The sequence below is a fragment of the Methylobacterium sp. E-012 genome, assembly GCF_057836545.1.
Genome location: NZ_JBYQEY010000001.1, coordinates 91,644 through 112,292 on the forward strand (window position 1 = coordinate 91,644; position 20,649 = coordinate 112,292).

The window sequence follows — 20,649 nt, forward strand, 5'->3', positions numbered from 1 at the left end:
GGGCGGCAGGAGGAATGCCCATGGGGTACGCATCGAACGGGGTTGCCGGGACCATCGTGGCCGGGTTTGCGGCCATGGCCCTCTGGACGGTTCCGGCCGCGGCGGCCCCTCCCGCCGCCGCACCGGATACCCCCGCGAGTTCGTCCGACCTGAAGAGCGACGGGCCGACGCAGCCCGCCAAGGTGCAGGACGGCCAATACACGGACAAGAACGGCGATCCGACCTATCACGTCACCGACAACGGCAAGAAGGTCGATTGGTACACGATGTCCGGCTACCTCCGGTACAGCGCGAACTGCATCGTATGCCACGGACCGGACGGCATGGGTTCGACCTACGCGCCCTCGCTGGTCGACGCCCTGAAGGGCATGGACTACGCGCATTTCGCCGGCATCATCGTCGGCGGCAAGAAGGACGTGAACGCCGCCCAGGAACTGGTCATGCCGGCCTTCGGGGATAACCGGAACGTCATGTGCTACATGCCCGACATCTACACCTACCTGCGCGCCCGCGCGGATGGTGCGCTGGGCCGCAACCGCCCCTCCGAGCACGAGCCCAAGCCCGCGGCCTTCGAGAAGGCCGAGGATGCGTGCATGAAGTGAGGCCCGGCGCCGGACACCCGGTATTGGCCGGCGGAACACCCCGTTGCGCCGGTCGATTGCGCGCGACATACTCGGCCCGCGACACGGGAGAGCGGACGACAAGTCCGCCAAGGGGGGCCGCAGGGGGTGAGACGTGGCTCTGGGATCGGGTGTGCGCCGCCATCTGTGCGGTATCTGGACGGCCTGGACGGAGGCGGCCACGGCCACCGACGCGGTCGCGGACATAGCCGGGGCGATCCGTGAGGCCCGTCTGTCGCAGATCGTCGTGTTCTTCTCGGCCGAGTACGACGCCGGGATCCTGGCCCTGGAACTCGCGGCCCGGTTCCCCGCGGTGCCGGTCTCCGGCTGCTCGATGTCGGGGGGCATCGCGCCGGCCGGCGGCCTCGACCGCGGCCTCGTCGCCATCGCGTTCCCCGCCGAGCGTTTCCGCATCGTCTCGACCGTGCTCGACGCCATCGACCACCTCGACGTGGAGCGGACCGCCTCCGCGGTGCGGGGGCTGCGCCGCACCCTCGATCCGCTGGACCAGGGCCGCGAGGGCGATCCGGCCCCGACCGGCCGCCGCTTCGCCCTGTCGCTGATCGACGGGCTGGCCAACGCGGAGGAGACCGTCGTGTCGGCGATCGCCTGGGCCCTCGACGGCATCCCGATCGTCGGGGGCTCGGCCGGCGACGACCTGCGCTTCCGGGACGCGGTGATGCTGCATGGCGGCCGGATCCACCGCAAGGCCGCGATCCTCGTGCTGGTGGAGACCGACTTCGCCGTCGAGATCTTCAAGAGCGACAATTTCGAGCCGACCCGGACCAAGTTCGTGGTCACCGCCTCGGACGGCGAGCGCCGCACGGTGCACGAACTCAACGCCGAGCCGGCGGCGCGGGAATACGCCATGGCGATCGGCCTGGACCCCGAGGGCCTGTCGCCGATGAGCTTCGCGGCCTATCCGCTCGCCGTGAAGGTCGGCGGCGAGTATTTCTGCCGCTCGATCCGGCGGATGAACGAGGACGGCTCGCTCAGCTTCTTCTGCGCGGTCGACGAGGGGGTGGTGCTGACGCTCGCCGAGCCGCACGACATCGTCGCCTCGACCCGCGCCGAGCTGTCCCGCCTGGACCGGGTGCTGGGCGGCGTCGACCTGATCATCGGCTTCGAATGCGTCCTGCGCCGCCTGGACGCCGAGAGCCGTCAGGTGCGCCACGGCATCACCGACCTCTACCGCCGCTACAACGTCGTCGGCTTCGAGACCTTCGGCGAGCAGTACCGGGCGATGCACCTGAACCAGACCTTCACGGGCATCGCCATCGGCAGAAACCTCAATGACGAGAGCTTGGCGGCCTCCGGCGAGGCGCCGGCCGCGTCGTGACCACGCATCCGAACGGGCTGGAGACCGACGCCGCCCTGCGCCGGCGGATCGCGAAGCTCGAGCGGATCAACGCGGCGCTGATGTCCCATGTCGAGCGCAGCATGGACCAGCGCGGCAGCGCCTACTCGCTGTTCCAGACCGCGATCATGCTGGAGGGCCGCGTCCGCACCCGCACCGAGGAGCTGACCGGGCTGATGCACCGGCTGGAACGCTCCAACGCGGCCCTGGCCGCCGCCAAGGAGGAGGCCGAGACCGCCAACCGCTCCAAGACCCGCTTCCTGGCGGCGGCGAGCCACGACCTGCTGCAGCCGGTGAACGCCGCCCGCCTGTCGATCTCGGCGCTCGCCGACCTCGACGGTCCGCCGGAGGCGCGCGCCATCGCCGGTCAGGTCGAGCGCGGGCTGCAGACCATCGAGGACCTGATCAAGACGCTCCTCGATATCTCCAAGCTCGATGCCGGCATCGTCCGGCCGCAGCCGCAAGCGGTCTTCCTGCCCGGCCTGCTGGCCGAGCTGGCGGAGAGCTTCAAGCCCTTCGCCGAGCGCAAGGGCCTGCGCCTGGCGGTGCGCTGCCCGGACCTGACCGTCACCAGCGACGTGGTGCTGCTGCAGCGCATCCTCCAGAACCTCGTCTCGAACGCGGTCCGGTACACGCAGACCGGCGGGATCGTCCTGGCGGCCCGCAGGCGGTCCGGCGGCGTCCGGATCGAGGTCACCGATACCGGCTGCGGCATCGCCCCGGAGGAGCGCGACCTCGTGTTCGACGAGTTCTTCCGCGGCGGCGTCCGCTCGGGCGGCGGGGAGGAGCCGGGCCTGGGCCTCGGCCTGTCGATCGTCCGCCGCATGGCCCAGGCGCTGGACCATCCCCTGACCCTGGCCTCGCGGCCCGGCCACGGCACCCGCGTCAGCCTGGTTTTGCCCCTGAGCGCGGTCCCGGCCGCGGCCGCGCCGCCGGCACCGGTGGCGACCCGCCTCTCGGGGGCCCATGTCCTGGTGGTCGAGAACGACGCCTCCACCGCCGAGGCCCTGGGCCGCCTGCTCGAGAACTGGGACGCCCGGGTCTCGACCTTCCGCAACCTCGCCGGGGTGCGGGCGGCCATCGCCGCCGGGGCGGCGCGGCCGGACATCCTCGTCCTCGACTACCACCTGGACGACGGCGCCTGCGGCCTCGACGTCGCCGCCTATCTGCGGGGCCTGCGCGCCGATCCGCTCCCGGCGATCGTGACCACCGCAGACCATTCCGCCGCGGTGGAGGCGCGGGTGACGGCGGCGGGGGCCGAGCTCGTGCGCAAGCCGGTCAAGCCGGCCCAGCTCCGCGCGCTGCTCACCCACATGCTGGCCTGAGCGCCGCGAGGCTGATCACAGGGCGCGGCGTGCCCCCTCTCCCATGCGGGCTTTGATGGTGAGGCATCGAGATTGGCAGAGGTCGGATCCGCGCGTCTCCCTCCCCCTCTGCGGGGGAGGGAAGGCGCAGGGGAAGTCGGGAGAGCCCATTGCAACCGGTGAGCCCGAAGCTGTCGGGGAACGGGCGCGGCGCAGGACGAAGCGCAACACCCTTTCCCAGGCGCACGCCGCGCAAGCAGAATGCAAACGGTGAACCGGCGGAAGGCCGCGCCGCGAACAAACCCGTCCGCGCCGTGACATAGGACACACGACGCCCCTCGACGGCCGGTCCCCCGCGCGCGACAGGGAGCGGCATCCGCGGCGCGTCCCGCGCCCGGACTTCCCCAGCGATCGACGTCACGGGCCCGTCCGGGACGCCGCAGGAGTGCGCGCGATCATGGTGCAGGTCCCGGCTGGTTCAGGCGCCGCCGCCGCTGGGGGCACGCCCGGCAGCTCCCACGACGGCCTGCCGCCGCGTGCGCGGGTCCTCGCCATGGCGGCGATCGGGCTGGCCATGACCATGGCGGTCCTCGACGGGGCCATCGTCAACGTGGCGTTGCCGGTCATGGCCAAGGACCTCGCGGTCAAGCCCGCCGAGGCGATCTTCGTGGTCAACGCCTACCAGATCGCCGTGACCGCGAGCCTCCTGCCCTTCGCGGCCCTGGGCGACATCTTCGGCTTCCGCCGGGTCTACCTGCCGGGCCTGGCGGTCTTCGTCGCCGCCTCGCTCGCCTGCGCGGTGGCGCCGAGCCTGCCGCTCCTGATCGCGGGGCGCATCGTCCAGGGGCTCGGGGCCGCGGCGATCATGAGCGTCAATATCGGCTTCGTGCGCTTCATCTATCCGCACCGGATGATCGGCCAGGGCGTCGCCAACGTGGCGCTGGTGGTGGCGGTGGCCTCCGCGGCCGGCCCGACCGTGGCGGCCGCGATCCTCTCGGTGGCGACCTGGCCCTGGCTGTTCCTGGTCAACATCCCGGTGGGCCTCCTGGCGCTGGCGGTGGCCTCCCGGACCCTGCCGGTGACCCCGGCGAGCGGCCGCCCCTTCGATCTCGTCAGCGCCGTGCTCAACGCGCTGACCTTCGGCCTGCTGATCATCGGCATCGACGGGCTGGGCGACCCCGGGGGCCAGGGGATCGCGGCCGCGGAGCTCGTAGGCGCGCTGGTGATCGGCGCGGTGTTCGTGCGGCGCCAGATCCGGCTGCCGGCGCCGCTGCTGCCGGTGGACCTGCTGCGCATCCCGGCCTTCGCCCTGTCGATGGCGACCTCGGTCGCCTCGTTCTGCGCCCAGATGGTCTCCTACGTGGCGCTGCCCTTCTACTTCCAGGACGTGCTGCACCTGTCGAGCACGCAGACCGGCTTCCTGCTCACCCCCTGGCCGATCGCCGTGGCGGTGATGGCGCCCGTGTCGGGGCGCCTCGCCGACCGCTACCCGCCCGGGATCCTCGGCGGGATCGGGCTGGCCATGCTGGCGACCGGCCTCGTCTGCATGACGCGTCTGCCCGACGCGCCCGCCACCCTCGACATCGTCTGGCGCCTGACCCTGTGCGGCCTCGGCTTCGGCCTGTTCCAGTCGCCCAACAACAAGGTCATCGTCACCTCCGCGCCGCGGGAGCGGGCCGGCGGCGCGAGCGGGATGCAGTCGACGGCCCGGCTCACCGGCCAGTCCCTCGGCGCCGCCCTCGTGGCGGTGATCTTCGGCCTGACCCACGGTCAGGGACCCGGCCGGGCCGTGACCCTCTCGCTGTCCTGCGCGGCGGCCCTGTCGGTGATCGGCGGGTGCGCCAGCGTCCTGCGGCGGAGTCGGAGCGGCTAGACGGACGCCTCATGCCACGCCCGGCCCGGGCACGCGTTGTCCCCAAATATCCTGTGCTGGAGCCCTCTGATGGATCTCGATCTCACCGGCCGGAAGGCCCTGGTCACCGGCTCGACCGGCGGCATCGGCTACGCCATCGCCAAGGAACTCTGCGATCTCGGCGCCGAGGTCGGCATCAACGGGCGCACCCCCGAACGGGTCGAGGCGGCCCTCGCCACGCTGCGGGGCGAGGCGAAGGCGGGCCGCGCCTTTGCGGCCGCGGGGACCGTCGCCACCGCGGAGGGCGTCGCCGCCCTGGTGCGCGCCGTGCCGGACGTGGACATCCTGGTCAACAACACCGGCATCTTCGAGCCGAAGCCGTTCTTCGAGATCCCGGACGAAGACTGGCAGCGCTTCTTCGAGGTGAACGTGATGAGCGGCGTACGCCTGTCGCGGGCCTATACGCCCGGCATGGCCGCGCGCGGCTGGGGACGGGTGATCTTCATCTCCAGCGAGTCCGGCCTCAACACGCCGACCGAGATGGTCCATTACGGGATGACCAAGACCGCGCAGCTCGCGATCTCCCGCGGCCTCGCCCAGACGGTCGCGGGGAGCGGCGTCACCGTCAACAGCGTGCTGCCGGGCCCGACCCTGTCGGAGGGCGTGGCAGACTTCATGATCCAGATGGCCGGAGGCAAGGCCGACGCCGATCTCGACGCCATGGGCCGCGCCTTCGTGGCCGAGCACCGCCCCTCTTCGCTGATCAAGCGCCTCGCGCGGGTCGAGGAGGTGGCGAACCTGGTCGCTTATCTCTGCAGCCCGGCGGCGAGCGCCACGACCGGGGCGGCGCTGCGGGTCGATGGCGGCGTCGTGCAGGGCATCGCCTAGGCGGCGCGGCTTCAGGCGCGTGTTCGCGTCCAGGGTCCGGCGCCGGTCAGCGGGAGGCGGGCCGCGATCCGGGCCCGTCGAGGGCACCTCGCGGCGCGGCTCGTCCGGTCGGACCTGCGGGTCTGGATCCCTGGCTGGGACCTGGCTGGGATCTGCGGCGCCCTGCGAAAACCGGGTGCTGGCCCGTCCCCGCGCCGACGCGTGTGCTCCTAGAGCCGAAGGTCCGGGCCTTCGACCGGGCAAGGCTCTAGGGAGCGATCAGGCCTTGAGATGCGCAGCGAGATGCTTGTTCATCTCGAACATCGAGCACTTGTCCTTGCCGAAGACCTTCTTCAGCTTGTCGTCAGCCACGATCTCGCGCTTGTTCTCGGGATTCTGAAGGTTGTGCTTCTTGATGTAGTCCCACACCTTGCTGACCACTTCGCCGCGCGGCAGCGGGCTGGTACCGACGATCGCGCCGAGCTCGGCCGAGGGCTTCAGCGGCTGCTGCAGGGCGTTCGGCTTGGCGCCGGCGGCCTTGGCGGCGACGGGCTTGGCAGCCTTGGCCGGAGCGGCCTTCTCTTCAGTCTTGGTGGTCTTGGCCGCCTTGGGCGCAGCCTTCTCGGTCTTTGTGGCCATCTACTTCCTCCGGTTCTCGGGCCGCAGGCCGGGGCAAGATCACCCCACGGCCGAGCCAGCATAGCAGCAACTAAGCGGTGCCGCTGCTGTTCCAAGGGGAAATCGCCTCCGCGGGCCCCTCATCCACAAGGCAGGCGCGGAAAACCGCACCGGAAGCGCCGGGTCGGCACGCTCACGAAGATTATTCACCGGATCGAGCCGCGCGAAACCTGCTCTTAATAAACTTCCGCCTGAAGTACAGTCATGTTCGCCCCAGCTCTCACACTCGCGCTTCTGCTCGCCGCCGCGCTCGTCACTGGTCTCGGACTCGGCATCCGCGCCGAGCCGGCCGCATCGGGCATGGAACCCGGCCGCGGCCTGATCTGAGCGGCCCGGGATTGCGGGAACGGTCGACCCGGTGCATCTGCCCGGCGTCATGACCGATCCGATCACCCCCGCGAACCTCGAAAGCACGGCCCATGTCGTCCAGGTCGCCCTGAGCCCCGTCTTCCTGCTGTCCGGCATCGCGACGCTGCTCAACGTCTTTGGCGCGCGGCTCGCCCGGGTGGCGGATCAGGCCGAGCACGTCTCCGGCCTGCTCGCCGGCGCCGGGGATGCGGAGCGCGTCCGCCTGGGCGCCCGCCTCGACCGCCTGCACCGGCGCTCGCTGGCCCTGGACGCCGCAGTGTTCCTGGCCGCCCTCGGGGGCGTCGCGACCTGCGGCGCGGTGCTGACGCTGTTCGTCGGGGCCCTGCGCGACGCGACCGTGGCGACGCTGCTGTTCGGCCTGTTCGGCGCGGCGATCCTGTGCACCCTGTGTGCCCTCGTCGCCTTCGGCTTCGAGATGCTCCTCGCCAGCCGCACCGTCCGCGACCGGGTCAGCGAGCGGCGCGCCCGTGCCGGCATCCCGGCCGAGTCCTGACCGCCCGCCGCGCGGAACCCGGCGCCCTCGGCCCGCTTGGTTCGCAGGATCAACGGGATGCGGGCCGTACCGCATCCGGCGAGCGGGAGTGATCATGCCGACGGACCTGCCCAACGAACGCGCCGTGAGGAAGCCCGGAACCCTGGAACTCGACCCCGCCGGCGAGGGCATCGCCATCGACGAGACGGCCCGGCTCATCGCCTCGAACAAGGTCGAGGGAACGGCCGTCTACGACCATACCGGCCGCCATCTCGGCGCGGTCCACAATTTCATGGTCGACAAGGTCTCCGGGCAGGTCGCCTACGCGGTGCTGGCCTTCGGGGGCTTCCTGGGTCTGGGCGAGGCCCATCATCCCCTGCCGTGGAAGGCTTTGACCTACAGCCCCGACCTCGGGGGCTACGTGGTCGATATCGACCCGGGTGCCCTCGCCGGCGCACCGAGCCACGGGGCGGGCGAGGACGGATTCGCGGACCCGACCTATCGCGGCCGGATCGAGGATTATTACGGCCTGCGCGCGCCGACGGCGTGACCGGCCGCGCCCCGGTGCCGGAGCGGATTGCTCCGGCGCCGGGGGCTCAGAACTTCCCGCCGAGGCCGACGGAGCCGCCGGGCGCCATCATCGGCCCCATCGAGCCGCTGCTGCCGCTGCCCGCGACCGCGCCGTTGCCGCCGTCGAGATCCTCGCGCCGGATGCGGCGCTCACCCGCATCGGCGGACCGGGTCGCGCCGCCGGCGGTCTTCGGGAGGTCCAGCTGCCGCGTCGGCGCGGTCTGAAGCGGCTGTCCGTCGGCATCCGCCGGGGCGTTGCGCGCCTCGCGGTTGGGCAGGGCACCGCGCATGGAGGGCGGGAGCCCGACATCGGACGCCGGCATCACGCCGCCGCCCCCGCCGAGCGCCTGACAGCCGGCCATGAGGCCGGCCAGGGCGACGCCGAGCGCGAGTCCGCGCACCGTGGCGCAGCGCGACGAGGGGAGGGTCGACATCGTGCAGTCCTCGAAAGGGCCGCGTTGGTCTCCGCGGCTCGCATGGCTTATCGGCCGCTGTCTACGCCGCGGTTGCGGCGAAAACCAGACATCCGCGCTGCCGCCGGTTCCGTGTCTCCCGTCGGGCGCCCCCGCGCGCAGGCCGGCCCGGACCTTGCGGCCCGGCCGCCCGGGTCCATAACTTCGCCCAGGTCCTGCGGCACGACGGCCATCCGCAGGCAGGGTCCTGCCGGCGGCGGGCCCGGACCCGGCCGACATGGTCGCGGTTGCGCCGGGGTACCGGCTCGGCCCGACCTTTCCTCAGAGGACGACGCGTGTTCAGAACCAACCGGATGATCGCGGCCGTGACGCTCGCCCTCTGGGCGTCGGGAGCCGCGGCGCAGGTCCAGCCCAGCGGGAGCGACGGCGCGTCCGGCCAAGCCCCGCCGCAGGCCCCTGCGGCGAGTCCGGCCCCTCCGGCGAGTCCGGCCCCGGTCGCTCCCGCGGCCCCGGCGCCGCCGCCCCCCGTTGCCGCGGGGACGCCGGCGCCGCAGCAGGGCACCCCGGCCACCGTCTTGGACACCCAGGATTACGAGAGCCTGCTCGGCCGCAGCGTGCGCAGCGCCGGGGGCGACGAGCTGGGCCGGGTGATCGACATCATCATCGACAAGGAGGGGCATCCGCGCGCCGCGATCATCGATTTCGGCGGGTTCCTCGGGGTCGGCACCCGGAAGATCGCGGTCGATTGGCGCGCCCTGCGCTTCACGCCCGACGGCGGCAAGGAGCGCAAGCTGTCGGTGGCGCTGACCCGCAACCAGGTCCGCGTCTCGCCCGAGTACAAGGCGGGCGAGCCGATCGTGGTGCTGGGCCCCGCCAGCCCGGCCGCCCCCTCGGTCGAGGGCGATCAGGCCGCCGCGCCGGCGGCCGCCCCGGGGGCACCCGCCGTGGCGCCGACGGTTCCGGCGGCGACGGTCCCGACCCCGCCCGCCGGCGCTCCGGAGAAGGCGCCGGACAAATGACGGTGGCCCGATTGAAGGTACGAACCGTCGTCTCCCATCGCGAGCGCGAGATGCCCAGGCCGGACATCCGCGCGCGTGTCGTGCGCCTGAAGTATCAGACGGCCGAGCCCCCGCGCGCGCCGGCCCAGGCGACCGGGGCCGGCGTGGCCGGGCATGCGGCCTCGCCGGCGAGCCGCCACGGCCTCGACGCCTTCGCGTTCTTCGTGGCCAACCTGCAGACCGGCTTCGGGCCGTTCCTGGCCGTCTACTTCTCGCAGGCCAAGTGGACCCAGTCCGATATCGGCTTCGCCCTCACCGTGGGCAGCTTGGTCGCCCTGCTCGGCCAGGTTCCGGGCGGGGCGTTCGTGGACATCGTCCGCTCGAAGCGCTTCGCCGCCGCGGTGGCGGTGATCGGCATCGCCGGCAGCGCCTTCGCCCTGGCGGTCTGGCCGAGCTTCCCGGTGGTGCTTCTGGCGATGGCGATCCATTCGGGGGCGAGCTGCGTGCTGACGCCCGCCATCGCGGCGATCAGCATCGGCCTGGTCGGGCGCGCCCATGCGGGGGAGCGCCTCGGCCGCAACGCGAGCTTCGCGGCCTTGGGCAACGCGCTGGGCGCCGCCGGGATGGGGGCCATCGGCTATTACCTGTCGAACGGCGCGGTCTTCTACCTGACGGCGGCCCTGGGCATCCCGACGGTGATCGCCCTCGCCCGCATCCGCGCCCGGGATATCGATCCCGCAGTGCTCAAGGAGCCGGCCAGGCCCGAGGCGGCGCGCGCCGCTGGGCCGGACGGGATCCGCGCCCTGCTGACCAACCGCGGGCTCCTGAGCTTCTCGGCCTGCATGGTGCTGTTCTTCCTGGCCAACGCCGCGATGCTGCCCCTCGTGGGCAGCGTCCTGACCCTGCGGGCAAGCGAGACCGCGACCGCGCTGGTCGCGGCCTGCATCATGGTCCCGCAGGCGGTGTTGGCGGTCAGCGCCCCCGCGGTCGGGCGGGCGGCCGAGCGGTTCGGCCGCTACCCGGTGCTGCTGTTCGGCTTCGGCGCGCTCCCCGTGCGCGGCCTGATGCTCGCCTACACGACCAATCCCTACGGTCTCGTCGCCGTGCAGGTCCTCGACGGGATCTCGGCCTCCGTCCTCGGGGTGATGGTGCCGCTCATCGTCTCGGACCTCACCCGCGGGACCGGGCGCTTCAACCTCGCGCTGGGCGCGGTCGGCACCGCCATGGGCATCGGCGCCGCCCTCTCGACCTCCCTGGCCGGGATCATGGCCGACCGCCTCGGCAGCCACAGCGCCTTCCTGGGGCTCGCCTGCATGGGCTTCGCGGCCTTCCTGCTGGTGGCGCTGATCATGCCCGAGACCCACCAGACGGAGACCGCGGCCTGATACCGGACCCTGATGCGCCTGACTCAGCGCGGTCCGCCCGCGCGACCCGGTCTGAAGGCCTGCGGCACCGGATTCGCTTGGGTGTTTCCCGGCCGCTCAAGCGGCGTTCAGGTTTGACGGATAAAAGCGCACGGGAGGTGCGGCCTGGTGCAACATATGGCAACGCTCTCGCGTTGCCGCTGCGGGTTCGACTGCGCCCGCGCTGCACTCCGCCTTGCCCGTAAGCCAAAGCCGCGCGAATACGGAATGGTCACCGCGATGGAAGAGCTGCACCGATACGCCGACAGGCCGTTCGCCTTCGTCGGGCGGTATCTCCGCCGCCGCTGGCTGCCCCACCTGGTGATCCTGGTTTCGGTGCTCGGCGCCGTGGGCTTCTCGGTCTCCACCGATTACGCGCTCAAGGGCGTGGTCGACGCCCTGACCAAGGGGCCGGGCAACACCGTGGTGTGGAGCGCGCTCACGGTCCTGATCGCCTTCATCGCCGCCGACAACATGCTGTGGCGCGTCGCGGCGCTGACCGGCGCCTTCACCTTCGTGGGCGTGACCGGCGACATCCGCCGCGACCTGTTCCGGCACATGACCGGCCATTCCCCGACCTTCTTCTCGGACCGCCAGCCCGGCACCCTGGCGTCGCGCATCACGGCGACCTCGAACGCGATCTTCACGGTCGAGAACATGTTCGTGTTCAACGTGATGCCGCCCACCGTCGCGGCCTTCGGGTCGATCGGCTACATCGCCACGGTCAACACCACGATGGCGGGGATCCTGGCGGGCGTGTTCGCCGCGGTCGTCGTGCTGATGTTCAAGATGGCCTCGGCCGGCAAGCCGCTGCACCACGACTTCGCCGCCAAGGCGGCCTCCGTGGACGGCGAGATGGTCGATCTCGTCGGCAACATGTCACTCGTGCGCGCCTTCTCGGCCTTCAAGCGCGAGGGCCAGCGCTTCGAGGGCACGATCGGCACCGAGATGCGGGCCCGCCGCTCGTCGCTGCTCTATCTGGAGAAGCTGCGGATCGTGCACGCGGTGCTCACCGTGCTCGCCGTGTTCGGCCTGCTCTACTGGGCGATCCAGATGTGGGAGTCCGGCCAAGCGACCAACGGCCAGGTCGTGCTGGTCTGCACCCTCGGCATCCGCATCCTCGCCGCCACCCGCGACCTCGCGGTCGCCCTGGTGGACGCGACGCAGCACACCGCCCGCCTGGCCGAGGCCCTGCACACGCTGCTCCAGCCCCACGACCTCGTCGACCATCCGGAGGCCGAGCCGCTCACCGGCCAGGGCGCGAGGATCGCGTTCGACCACGTCGCTTTCAACTACCCGGACGGACGCCCGGTCTTCACGGATTTCGATCTCGTCATCGAGCCCGGCGAGAAGGTCGGCCTCGTCGGCAAGTCGGGGGGCGGCAAGTCGACCCTGTTCTCGCTTCTCCAGCGCTTCTACGACGTGCAGAGCGGGGCGATCCGCATCAACGGTCAGAAGATCGAGCGGGTGACGCAGGACTCCCTGCGCGAGGCGATCACGGTGGTGCCCCAGGACGTCTCGATGTTCCACCGCTCCCTGCGCGAGAACATCCGCTACGGCAGGCCCGATGCCACCGACGACGAGGTCTGGCAGGCGGCCGAGGCGGCCCATTGCACGGATTTCATCAAGGCCCTGCCGGAGGGCTTCGACACGATCGTGGGTGACCGCGGTGTCAAGCTCTCGGGCGGCCAGCGCCAGCGCATCGCCATCGCCCGGGCGATCCTCAAGAATTCGCCGATCCTGCTCCTCGACGAGGCGACCTCCGCCCTCGATGCGGAGTCCGAGCAGGCGATCCGGCACGCGCTCGCCAACCTGATGACCGGCCGGACGGTCATCGCCATCGCCCACCGTCTCTCGACGCTGCAGGATTTCGACCGGATCGTCGTGCTGGAGGGCGGCCGCATCATCCAGGACGGGTCGCCCGACAAGCTGACCCATCTCGACGGCTTCTTCCGGGAGCTGATGAAGAAGGAATCCATGACCGGAGCGCTCGCGGCCGCCTGAGGGCGGCCGATTCCGGGCCCCTCCCCGCGCGACGGCCGGACCGGACCTTGCATTGCCCGAGACGACCGCAAGCCGGCCCGGATCCGCCGCGGCCGTTGCCTCTCGCCGCCCGAGCCCGACCGTGCCCGACCTCGCCCTCGTCATCCGGGACATCTCCGAGGAGATGGCCCAGCGTCCCGACCGGGGCGCGGTCGCCGACTATATCCCCGAACTCGCCGGGATCGACCCGAACCAGTTCGGCATCGCGGTGATCGACGGCGAGGGGCAGGTCTTCACCGGTGGCGACAGCGAGACGCCGTTCTCGATCCAGAGCGTCTCCAAGGTCTTCACCCTGACCCTGGCGCTCGGCATGGTCGGCGACCGGCTGTGGCGGCGGGTCGGGCGGGAGCCGTCGGGCAACCCGTTCAACTCCATCGTCCAGCTGGAGCGGGAGCGCGGGGTGCCGCGCAACCCCTTCATCAACGCCGGCGCCATCGCGGTGACCGACCTGATCCTCTCCGGCCACGAGCCCCGCGAGGCCCTGGGCGAGATCCTGCGCTTCCTGCAGTTCCTGGCCCAGGATCCCACCATCGCCATCGACGAGCGGGTGGCGGCCTCGGAGAAGCGCACCGGCTTCCGCAACACCGCGCTCGCCAACTACATGAAGTCCTTCGGGGTCATCGAGAATCCGGTGGACTACACGCTGGGCGTCTATTTCCACCACTGCGCCATCGCGATGAACTGCCGCCAGCTCGCCACGGCCGGGCGGTTCCTGGCCCATAACGGCCGCAACCCGGCGACCGGCCATTCGGTGGTCTCGGCGGAGCGGGCGCGCCGCATCAACGCGATCATGCTGACCTGCGGCCATTACGACGGCTCGGGGGAGTTCGCCTACCGGGTCGGCCTGCCCGGCAAGAGCGGCGTCGGCGGCGGTATCTTGGCGGTGGCGCCCGGCAAGGCCTCGATCGCCGTCTGGGCCCCGGGCCTCGACACGGCGGGCAATTCCCATCTCGGCCGCGTCGCCCTGGAGCAGCTGACCCAGCGGATGGGCTGGTCGGTGTTCGGGGTCTGAGGGCCGGTTTGACCGGTCTCTCCCGTCTCGACCGCGTCCTGAGGTGGCGTAACCTCGGTCAAGACCGTCACGCGATGGCAACCGCGCAGTCAAGCAGGCTCTGAGGCGCAGCTTGCGCCGCGGAGGGTTCCGCGGCACTGCGCCGGGGCGTCGATCCGGCGCCTGAGGGGGACGTGGCACCATGGCGACGATCACGGCGGCACGGGTGTCGGCCAGCGATCTCGATCCCGGCACCCTCCTCGCCCGCCTGGACCGCCTGCCCGCGACGCGGACGATCTGGCGCCTCGTGGCGCTGCTGGGCCTCGGCTTCTTCTTCGAACTCTACGACCTGCTGTTCACCGGCTACGTCGCCCCGGGGCTGGTGAGGGCCGGGATCCTCACGCCGACCACGCCCGGCCTGTTCGGGGCGAGCGGGGTCGCGAGCTTCGTGGCCGCCCTGTTCACAGGGCTGTTCATCGGCACCCTGGCGTGCGGCTGGCTCGCCGACCGGTTCGGGCGCCGGGCGATCTTCACGGGGTCGCTCCTCGCCTACACGGCGGCCAACGTCGCGATGGCCTGCCAGACCGAGGCGTTCGGGCTCAACCTCTGGCGGCTCGTCGCCGGGATCGGCCTCGGCCTGGAGATGGTGACGATCGGCAGCTACCTCTCGGAACTGGTGCCGAAGGCGATCCGCGGCCGCGCCTTCGCCCTGTGTCAGGGCATCGGCTTCACCGCGGTGCCGGTGGTGGCGTTCCTGTCCTACCTGCTGATCCCGACGGCGCCGCTGGGGATCGACGGCTGGCGCTGGGTCGTGCTGATCGGCGCCTCGGCGGCCCTCGTGGTCTGGTGGATGCGCGCGGGCCTTCCGGAGAGTCCGCGCTGGCTCGTGGAGCACGGACGGCTGGCGGAGGCCGAGGCGATCCTGCGGAGGCTGGAGGCGCAGATCGCCGACGAGACCGGCCGGCCGCTGCCGCCGCCGGCGTCGCCGGACCCGGTCCAGCCGCGCGGCGCCTTCCGCGACCTGTGGAGGCCGCCCTACCGGCGCCGGGCGCTGATGATGGCGGGCTTCAACGTCTTCCAGACGGTGGGCTTCTACGGCTTCGCCAACTGGGTGCCGACCCTGCTGGTGGCGCAGGGCATCACGGTGACCTCAAGCCTCGCCTACACGGCGCTGATCGCGCTCGCGGCCCCGATCGGGCCGCTGATCGGCCTCGCCATCGCCGATCGGTTCGAGCGCAAGCACGTCATCGTGGCCGCCGCCCTCGTCTACATCGCCTGCGGGCTGGCCTTCGCGCGGACCCGGGAGGTCGGCGCCATCGTGGCGCTGGGGATCGGGCTGACGCTCGCCTCCAACGTGATGTCGTACAGTTTCCACGCCTATCAGGCCGAACTGTTCCCCACCGGCATCCGCGCCCGGGCGGTGGGCTTCGTCTATTCCTGGAGCCGCTTCTCGGCGATCTTCACCGGGTTCGTCATCGCCTTCGTGCTGCGCGAGGCCGGTACCCCGGGGGTGTTCCTGTTCATCTCCGCGGCGATGCTGGTGGCCGGGCTGCTCGTGGGCCTGCTCGGGCCGCGCACCCGCGACGTGGCGCTGGAGAAGATCGCGGGGTGATGCCGGCCGCAGCGCGATGCCGAATCCATCATCGCCGCGGGCAAGGGCGGGGGGTCGAGACCCATATCGTCTCGGCGGGCATGCTGGACCTGAGGCCGCCCGGCCTGCGCCTGCCCGTCGCCGATCTGTTCGCCGATCTGCCGCCCCCCGCAGATCCCGCGGCTTGATCCCACCCGAGGCGGATGCCACAGCGTCGAGAACGCCAATCAGGACGCCCCGATGACAGCCTCCCTCGATCTCCTCGTGCTCGGCAACGCCATCGTCGACGTGATCGCCCGCGCCGACGACGCCTTCCTGGCCGAACAGGGCGTCACCAAGGGCGCGATGCAGCTCATCGACGAGCCCCGGGCGGAGGCCCTGTTCCAGGCCATGGGACAGGCCACGATCGTGTCGGGCGGCTCGGGGGCGAACACCGCGGTCGGGGCGGCGCTCCTCGGCGCCAGGACCGGCTTCGTCGGCAAGGTCCGGGACGACGCGCTCGGCGGCCTGTTCGGCCATGACCTCAAGGCCACCGGGGTCGACTTCACCGTCCCGGAGGCGAAGGACGGGCCGGCCACGGCCCGCTGCCTCATCCTGGTGACGCCGGACGGCGAGCGCACCATGAGCACCTATCTCGGCGCCTGCCAGGGACTCGGCCCGGACGATGTCGACAAGGCCCTCGTGAGTTCCGCGCGGGTGGTCTATCTCGAAGGCTATCTCTGGGATCCGCCCGCCGCCAAGGAGGCCTTCCGCAAGGCAGCCGAGATCGCCCACCAGGCCGGCAACGCCGTGGCGCTGACCCTGTCGGACGCGTTCTGCGTCGGCCGCTACCGGGACGAGTTCCTGGGCCTCGTGCGCGACGGCAGCGTCGACATCCTGTTCGCCAACATGGGCGAGCTCCAGAGCCTCTACCAGACCGACGATCCCGAGGCCGCCGTGGCGGCGCTGCGCGACGAGCGCAATGCCCGGGGCCGGCACCTGCTCGGCCTCGTCACCCGCTCGGCGGACGGCGCCCTGGTGGTGCAGGGCGGCGAGGTCCGCGCCGTCGAGGCGAGCCCGGTGCACGGGGTGGTGGACACGACCGGGGCCGGCGACCTGTTCGCGGCCGGCTTCCTGGCCGGCCACGCCCGCGGCCTCGACAACGTCGCCAGCGCCCGCCTCGGCGCCCTGGCGGCGGCCGAGGTGATCCAGCATATCGGCGCCCGCCCGCAGGCCGACCTGATCGGCCTGGCCCGGGAGCGCGGCCTGCTCTGAGGCGTCAGGGCCGCAGCAGCACCTTGCCCACCGCCGCCCGCCGGGTCAGCAGGCCGAAGGCCTCGGGGAACTCCGCCAGGGGGTAGGTGCCATGCACCTGCGCGGTGAGCTTGCCCTCGGCGACCCAGTCGAGGAGCCGGCGCTGGTCGGCCCGGTGCGCCTCCCGCTCGCGATCCAGGAAGGCGCCCCAGTGGACGCCCTGCACGTCGAGCTCCTTCAGGAGCATCAGGTTGAGCGGCAGCCGCGGGATGCCGCCGGCCGCGAAACCGACCACGAGGTAGCGCCCGCGCCAGCCGAGCGCCCGCAGGGCCGGCTCCGCATAGGCGTCGCCGACGGCGTCGTAGACCACGTCGACCCCGCCCCCGGAGATCCGGCGCAGGTCGTCCTTCAGGGTCGCGGGATCGTAGACCAGGCCCGCCTCGGCCCCGTGGGCCCGGGCGACCGCGAGCTTCTCCTCCGAGGAGGCGCAGGCGATGACCCGGGCGCCCATCAGCCGTCCGAGTTCCACGGCGGCGAGGCCAACGCCCCCGGAGGCGCCGAGCACCGCGAGCCACTCCCCGGGCTGCAGGCGCGCCCGGTTGGCCAGCGCATGGAGCGAGGTGCCGTAGGTGATGGTGAGCCCGGCCGCCTGTTCGTCCGGCACCCCGTCCGGCACCGGCGTGAGCCGGCCGGCATCGATCGCGATCCGCTCGGCGCAGCAGCCGTGCCCGGCATGGACGATCACCCGGTCGCCCACGGCGACGCCGGAGGCCCCCTCCCCCAGCGCCTCGACCACGCCGACCCCTTCGCCGCCCGGCGAGAACGGCAGCGGCGGCTTCACCTGGTAGCGCCCGGCCACGATCAGCGTGTCGAAGAAGTTCAGCGCCGCCAACCGGATCCGCACCAGGGCCTGCCCGGGCCCCGGGACCGGATCGGGCCGCGCGGCGATCTCCAGATGCTCCGGCCCGTCGAGCCTCGTGCACAGCAGCGCCCGCATCGCGTTCTCTCCTCCCCGGCCTTTCGTGCCGATGAGGCCCGATCCGGCCGCGCGGTCAAGCCGTCCCGATCATCTCGCGGATGCGCGCCCCCAGCACCTCGACCACGAACGGCTTGGTGATCACCTGCATGCCGGGGGCGAGCTGGCCGCTGCCGAGCACCGTCGCCTCCGCGTAGCCGGTGATGAACAGCACCTTGAGCCCCGGGCGCTTCTCCCGGCCGGCCTCGGCCATCTGGCGGCCGTTCATGCCGCCGGGCAGCCCGACATCGGTGACCAGCAGGTCGATGCGCACGTCCGATTGCAGGACCTTGAGGCCGGCGCCCCCGTCGGCGGCCTCGATCGCCGTGTAGCCGAGATCCTCCAGCACCTCCGTCACCAGCATCCGGACGGTGGGCTCGTCGTCGACGACGAGGACCGTCTCCCCCGGGGCGGCGCGGGGCGGTGCGCCGATCGCCGCGTGCGCCTCCTCCTCCGGCACCGCGCCGGCGTGGCGGGGCAGGTGGAGGCAGACCGTGGTGCCCCGGCCGACCTCCGAGACGATCCGCACCTGGCCACCCGATTGCTGCGCGAAGCCGTAGATCATCGACAGGCCGAGGCCGGTGCCCTGCCCCAGCGGCTTGGTGGTGAAGAACGGCTCGAACACCCGGTCGACGATCTCCGGCGCCATGCCGGTGCCGGTATCGGCGACGCAGAGCGAGAGATACGGCCCCGGCGGCATGTCGTGGTGCCGGGCGGTGGGCGCGTCCAGCCGGGCATTGGCGGTCTCGATGGTGATCCGCCCGCCCTCGGGCATCGCGTCCCGGGCGTTGATGCACAGGTTGAGCAGCGCGTTCTCGAGCTGCGGCGGGTCGACCAGGGTCAGCCACAGGCCGGGGGCGGCGATCACCTCGACGACCACCGCCGGTCCCACGGTGCGCCGGATCAGCTCCTCCATGCCGGCGACGAGACGGTTCACGTCGGTGGGCTTCGGGTCGAGGGTCTGGCGGCGCGAGAAGGCGAGCAGCCGGTGCGTCAGGGCGGCGGCGCGCTTGGACGCGCCCTGGGCCGCGTTGATGTAGCGGTCGACATCCATCATCCGGCCCTGGCTCAGCCGGGTCTGGATCAGCTCCAGCGAGCCGGAGATGCCGGCCAGCAGGTTGTTGAAATCGTGGGCGAGGCCGCCGGTGAGCTGGCCCACCGCCTCCATCTTCTGCGATTGCCGCAGGGCCTCCTCGGCGGCCGCCAGGGCGTCGGCGCGCTCGCGCTCTGCGGTGAAGTCGCGGCCGACCGCGTTGATCACGCCGTCGCCGGGCCGGGCCGCCCAGCTGATCCAGCGGTAGCTGCCGTCCCGGTGGCGGTAGCGGTTGTCGAAGCGTGCGAGGCGCTCGCCCGCCGAGAGCTGCTCCGCCCCCGCGATCGTGCGCGCCAGATCGTCCGGGTGGACGAAGTCGATCAGCTTGGTGCCGACGAGGGCGTCCGCGCCCCAGCCCAGCACCTCGGTCCAGGCCGGGTTGACCGCGGTGATCGTGCCGTCGAACAGGCAGCGGAGCATCATGTCGGAGGAGAGCGTCCACAGGGCGTTGCGGTCGGCGGTCCGCTCCGCGACCTGCTGCGCCAGGGTGGCGTTGAGGCTGCCGAGTTCCGCAAGCGCGGTCTCGAGCTGGGCCCGGCTCTCGGTGAGGGCGGCGTCGGCCAGCACCCGCCCGGTGGTCTCGTTGGTGAGGATGAACAGCCCGGCGACACCGCCCACGGCATCGAGCACCCGCGAATACGAGAAGGTCCACCACGTCTCCCGGGCGCCCCGGTCGGTGTCGAGCTGCCACGGCAGGTCGACGAACCGCTCTGGCCGGCCCTCCAGGGCGGCCGCGATGATCGGCCCGGCCTGCTCCCAGGCATCGGCCCAGACGGCGTCGAACCGCGCCCCCATGGCCCAGGGCAGCCGCGGCCCCAGCAGCGGGAAGTAGGTGTCGTTGAAGAAGAAATGGAGATCGGGCCCCCAGGCCAGGATCATCGATTCCGGCGAGTTGAGCACGAGCGAGAGCGCCGCCCGGAACTCCGCCGGCCAGGTCTCCGGGGGGCCGAGGGGGTGGCCGGTCCAGTCGCGCGCGCGGATCATGCGCGCCGCTTCGCCGCCGCCGGCGAGGAAGGAGAGGGGGTCGGTCACGAGTTCGGAATGCAGCATGTCATGGGCGTACGGCGTATGACTGCCTTTGGCGGCATCTCCAAGATGCCGCTCGCGGTTCGAGGACGTCGTTACAGAACGCCGTCTTTGCGAGCGGAGCGAGGCAACTTAGGGCAGCGGGACATTCGTGAGCGTGGCGCCGACTGGATGGCTCCGCGCCGCTCGCAAAGTCGGTCGGGCCGAGCTTCGATCCAACCAGCTTCCTAAAGCCTGAACCCAATTAGCTTAAGCATGCGATGACTGCTCGCGACCCAACCCAGCCGCCGGGAACGTCGTTTGCGTTTCTCCAAAGCAGTCGTTCGCCGGACCTCAATCAACTTCGGCTCAGGGGGGGACAGCGGAAGTTGGCTCGACATCCGGAAGCGGACCCCGGCATGAGCCTGTTCTAGTCCCATCGGCAGCGATCGGCCACTCGCAAAGGCGATTTCCGGAATGCAGCCAAAAGGGCACACACCACAGGAACCCGTTTCGTCGCGTTGACCGAGCGTCGGCCGATCACCTAGCCTGACCGTGACGGTTCCCCCCGGGGATCAAAAGGGAACGTGGTGAGAGTGAAAGCTCGATGCCACGGCTGCCCCCGCAACTGTAAGCGGCGAGCCCAGCACCACCGCGTCACTGGATGAGCCTCATCCGGGAAGACGGTGCGAGGGCGGTGACCCGCGAGCCAGGAGACCTGCCGTCAGCCGTGGTCACACGCGAAACGCGCCGGGCGGGGTGTCCTGGCGGGTGC

The 20,649-nt window shown here is 71.7% G+C and carries 18 protein-coding genes and 1 riboswitch; of the genes, 14 read left to right on the top strand and 4 right to left on the bottom strand.

Features of this window, described 5'->3' with window-relative positions:
* Window positions 1–20 precede the first annotated feature (20 nt).
* From AC3IF1_RS00415 to AC3IF1_RS00435, 5 genes are all read left to right on the top strand, one after another.
* Window positions 21–602, top strand: coding sequence for a c-type cytochrome, methanol metabolism-related (locus AC3IF1_RS00415; protein WP_489214995.1), 582 nt, complete (start codon window positions 21–23; stop codon window positions 600–602).
* Window positions 603–735: 133 nt separating this feature from the next.
* Window positions 736–1,959: an FIST signal transduction protein gene (locus tag AC3IF1_RS00420; protein WP_489214997.1), complete on the top strand. Its 1,224-nt coding sequence runs from the start codon at window positions 736–738 to the stop codon at window positions 1,957–1,959.
* A complete protein-coding gene (locus AC3IF1_RS00425) occupies window positions 1,956–3,302 on the top strand; it encodes an ATP-binding response regulator (protein WP_489214999.1) in 1,347 nt (448 codons plus the stop codon). Before AC3IF1_RS00420 ends, AC3IF1_RS00425 begins: the two co-directional genes overlap by 4 nt.
* A gap of 436 nt (window positions 3,303–3,738) precedes the next feature.
* The gene (locus tag AC3IF1_RS00430; protein WP_243973409.1) at window positions 3,739–5,154 is read left to right on the top strand and encodes an MFS transporter; all 1,416 of its coding nucleotides are present in this window, start codon (window positions 3,739–3,741) and stop codon (window positions 5,152–5,154) included.
* 69 nt (window positions 5,155–5,223) lie between these two features.
* Window positions 5,224–6,021 (top strand): SDR family NAD(P)-dependent oxidoreductase, encoded by a 798-nt coding sequence (locus AC3IF1_RS00435; protein ID WP_489215001.1) that lies wholly within the window; start codon window positions 5,224–5,226, stop codon window positions 6,019–6,021.
* 258 nt (window positions 6,022–6,279) lie between these two features.
* On the opposite strand, the gene AC3IF1_RS00440 is transcribed toward AC3IF1_RS00435, so the two are convergent.
* The gene (locus AC3IF1_RS00440; RefSeq protein ID WP_243973407.1) at window positions 6,280–6,639 is read right to left on the bottom strand and encodes an SWIB/MDM2 domain-containing protein; all 360 of its coding nucleotides are present in this window, start codon (window positions 6,637–6,639) and stop codon (window positions 6,280–6,282) included.
* A gap of 243 nt (window positions 6,640–6,882) precedes the next feature.
* On the opposite strand from AC3IF1_RS00440, the gene AC3IF1_RS00445 reads away from it, so the two are divergent.
* The 3 genes from AC3IF1_RS00445 to AC3IF1_RS00455 all read left to right on the top strand — a co-directional run bounded on the left by AC3IF1_RS00445 (window position 6,883) and on the right by AC3IF1_RS00455 (window position 8,069).
* Window positions 6,883–7,005 carry a hypothetical protein gene (locus AC3IF1_RS00445; protein ID WP_279598656.1) on the top strand — a complete coding sequence of 41 codons (123 nt, stop codon included), beginning with the start codon at window positions 6,883–6,885 and terminating at the stop codon, window positions 7,003–7,005.
* A gap of 49 nt (window positions 7,006–7,054) precedes the next feature.
* Window positions 7,055–7,540, top strand: coding sequence for a DUF2721 domain-containing protein (locus tag AC3IF1_RS00450; RefSeq protein ID WP_243973406.1), 486 nt, complete (start codon window positions 7,055–7,057; stop codon window positions 7,538–7,540).
* A gap of 94 nt (window positions 7,541–7,634) precedes the next feature.
* Window positions 7,635–8,069 (top strand): PRC-barrel domain-containing protein, encoded by a 435-nt coding sequence (locus AC3IF1_RS00455; protein ID WP_489215004.1) that lies wholly within the window; start codon window positions 7,635–7,637, stop codon window positions 8,067–8,069.
* 46 nt (window positions 8,070–8,115) lie between these two features.
* On the opposite strand, the gene AC3IF1_RS00460 is transcribed toward AC3IF1_RS00455, so the two are convergent.
* Window positions 8,116–8,523, bottom strand: coding sequence for a hypothetical protein (locus tag AC3IF1_RS00460; protein WP_243973404.1), 408 nt, complete (start codon window positions 8,521–8,523; stop codon window positions 8,116–8,118).
* 332 nt (window positions 8,524–8,855) lie between these two features.
* On the opposite strand from AC3IF1_RS00460, the gene AC3IF1_RS00465 reads away from it, so the two are divergent.
* The 6 genes from AC3IF1_RS00465 (at window position 8,856) to AC3IF1_RS00490 (ending at window position 16,782) form a co-directional block, all read left to right on the top strand.
* Window positions 8,856–9,521: a PRC-barrel domain-containing protein gene (locus AC3IF1_RS00465; RefSeq protein ID WP_489220292.1), complete on the top strand. Its 666-nt coding sequence runs from the start codon at window positions 8,856–8,858 to the stop codon at window positions 9,519–9,521.
* On the top strand, window positions 9,518–10,885 hold the full coding sequence (locus AC3IF1_RS00470; protein WP_489215006.1) for an MFS transporter: 1,368 nt from the start codon (window positions 9,518–9,520) through the stop codon (window positions 10,883–10,885). The genes AC3IF1_RS00465 and AC3IF1_RS00470 overlap by 4 nt, the downstream gene beginning before the upstream one ends.
* A 258-nt stretch (window positions 10,886–11,143) precedes the next feature.
* The gene (locus AC3IF1_RS00475) at window positions 11,144–12,907 is read left to right on the top strand and encodes an ABC transporter ATP-binding protein (protein ID WP_489215008.1); all 1,764 of its coding nucleotides are present in this window, start codon (window positions 11,144–11,146) and stop codon (window positions 12,905–12,907) included.
* Window positions 12,908–13,028: 121 nt separating this feature from the next.
* On the top strand, window positions 13,029–13,958 hold the full coding sequence (locus AC3IF1_RS00480) for a glutaminase (RefSeq protein ID WP_243973401.1): 930 nt from the start codon (window positions 13,029–13,031) through the stop codon (window positions 13,956–13,958).
* 181 nt (window positions 13,959–14,139) lie between these two features.
* Complete coding sequence (locus tag AC3IF1_RS00485; RefSeq protein WP_489215011.1) at window positions 14,140–15,549, top strand: MFS transporter; 1,410 nt, start codon at window positions 14,140–14,142, stop codon at window positions 15,547–15,549.
* A gap of 219 nt (window positions 15,550–15,768) precedes the next feature.
* Window positions 15,769–16,782 carry an adenosine kinase gene (locus AC3IF1_RS00490; RefSeq protein ID WP_489215013.1) on the top strand — a complete coding sequence of 338 codons (1,014 nt, stop codon included), beginning with the start codon at window positions 15,769–15,771 and terminating at the stop codon, window positions 16,780–16,782.
* Between the two features lie 4 nt (window positions 16,783–16,786).
* On the opposite strand, the gene AC3IF1_RS00495 is transcribed toward AC3IF1_RS00490, so the two are convergent.
* Together AC3IF1_RS00495 and AC3IF1_RS00500 are read right to left on the bottom strand one after the other, a co-directional pair.
* Window positions 16,787–17,758 carry an NADPH:quinone oxidoreductase family protein gene (locus AC3IF1_RS00495; RefSeq protein WP_489215015.1) on the bottom strand — a complete coding sequence of 324 codons (972 nt, stop codon included), beginning with the start codon at window positions 17,756–17,758 and terminating at the stop codon, window positions 16,787–16,789.
* A 55-nt stretch (window positions 17,759–17,813) separates the two neighbouring features.
* Window positions 17,814–19,901 carry a hybrid sensor histidine kinase/response regulator gene (locus AC3IF1_RS00500; RefSeq protein ID WP_489220293.1) on the bottom strand — a complete coding sequence of 696 codons (2,088 nt, stop codon included), beginning with the start codon at window positions 19,899–19,901 and terminating at the stop codon, window positions 17,814–17,816.
* Between the two features lie 515 nt (window positions 19,902–20,416).
* Window positions 20,417–20,614, top strand: a riboswitch (cobalamin riboswitch).
* Window positions 20,615–20,649: the final 35 nt, after the last annotated feature.

What these genes read in the sequence shown, in the direction of transcription:
- AC3IF1_RS00415 (WP_489214995.1), top strand. Translation starts at nt 21, where the DNA reads ATGGGGTACGCATCGAACGGGGTTGCCGGGACCATCGTGGCCGGGTTT.
- AC3IF1_RS00430 (WP_243973409.1), top strand. Translation starts at nt 3,739, where the DNA reads ATGGTGCAGGTCCCGGCTGGTTCAGGCGCCGCCGCCGCTGGGGGCACG.
- AC3IF1_RS00435 (WP_489215001.1), top strand. Translation starts at nt 5,224, where the DNA reads ATGGATCTCGATCTCACCGGCCGGAAGGCCCTGGTCACCGGCTCGACC.
- AC3IF1_RS00440 (WP_243973407.1), bottom strand. Translation starts at nt 6,639, where the DNA reads ATGGCCACAAAGACCGAGAAGGCTGCGCCCAAGGCGGCCAAGACCACC.
- AC3IF1_RS00445 (WP_279598656.1), top strand. Translation starts at nt 6,883, where the DNA reads ATGTTCGCCCCAGCTCTCACACTCGCGCTTCTGCTCGCCGCCGCGCTC.
- AC3IF1_RS00450 (WP_243973406.1), top strand. Translation starts at nt 7,055, where the DNA reads ATGACCGATCCGATCACCCCCGCGAACCTCGAAAGCACGGCCCATGTC.
- AC3IF1_RS00455 (WP_489215004.1), top strand. Translation starts at nt 7,635, where the DNA reads ATGCCGACGGACCTGCCCAACGAACGCGCCGTGAGGAAGCCCGGAACC.
- AC3IF1_RS00460 (WP_243973404.1), bottom strand. Translation starts at nt 8,523, where the DNA reads ATGTCGACCCTCCCCTCGTCGCGCTGCGCCACGGTGCGCGGACTCGCG.
- AC3IF1_RS00465 (WP_489220292.1), top strand. Translation starts at nt 8,856, where the DNA reads ATGATCGCGGCCGTGACGCTCGCCCTCTGGGCGTCGGGAGCCGCGGCG.
- AC3IF1_RS00470 (WP_489215006.1), top strand. Translation starts at nt 9,518, where the DNA reads ATGACGGTGGCCCGATTGAAGGTACGAACCGTCGTCTCCCATCGCGAG.
- AC3IF1_RS00475 (WP_489215008.1), top strand. Translation starts at nt 11,144, where the DNA reads ATGGAAGAGCTGCACCGATACGCCGACAGGCCGTTCGCCTTCGTCGGG.
- AC3IF1_RS00485 (WP_489215011.1), top strand. Translation starts at nt 14,140, where the DNA reads ATGGCGACGATCACGGCGGCACGGGTGTCGGCCAGCGATCTCGATCCC.
- AC3IF1_RS00490 (WP_489215013.1), top strand. Translation starts at nt 15,769, where the DNA reads ATGACAGCCTCCCTCGATCTCCTCGTGCTCGGCAACGCCATCGTCGAC.
- AC3IF1_RS00495 (WP_489215015.1), bottom strand. Translation starts at nt 17,758, where the DNA reads ATGCGGGCGCTGCTGTGCACGAGGCTCGACGGGCCGGAGCATCTGGAG.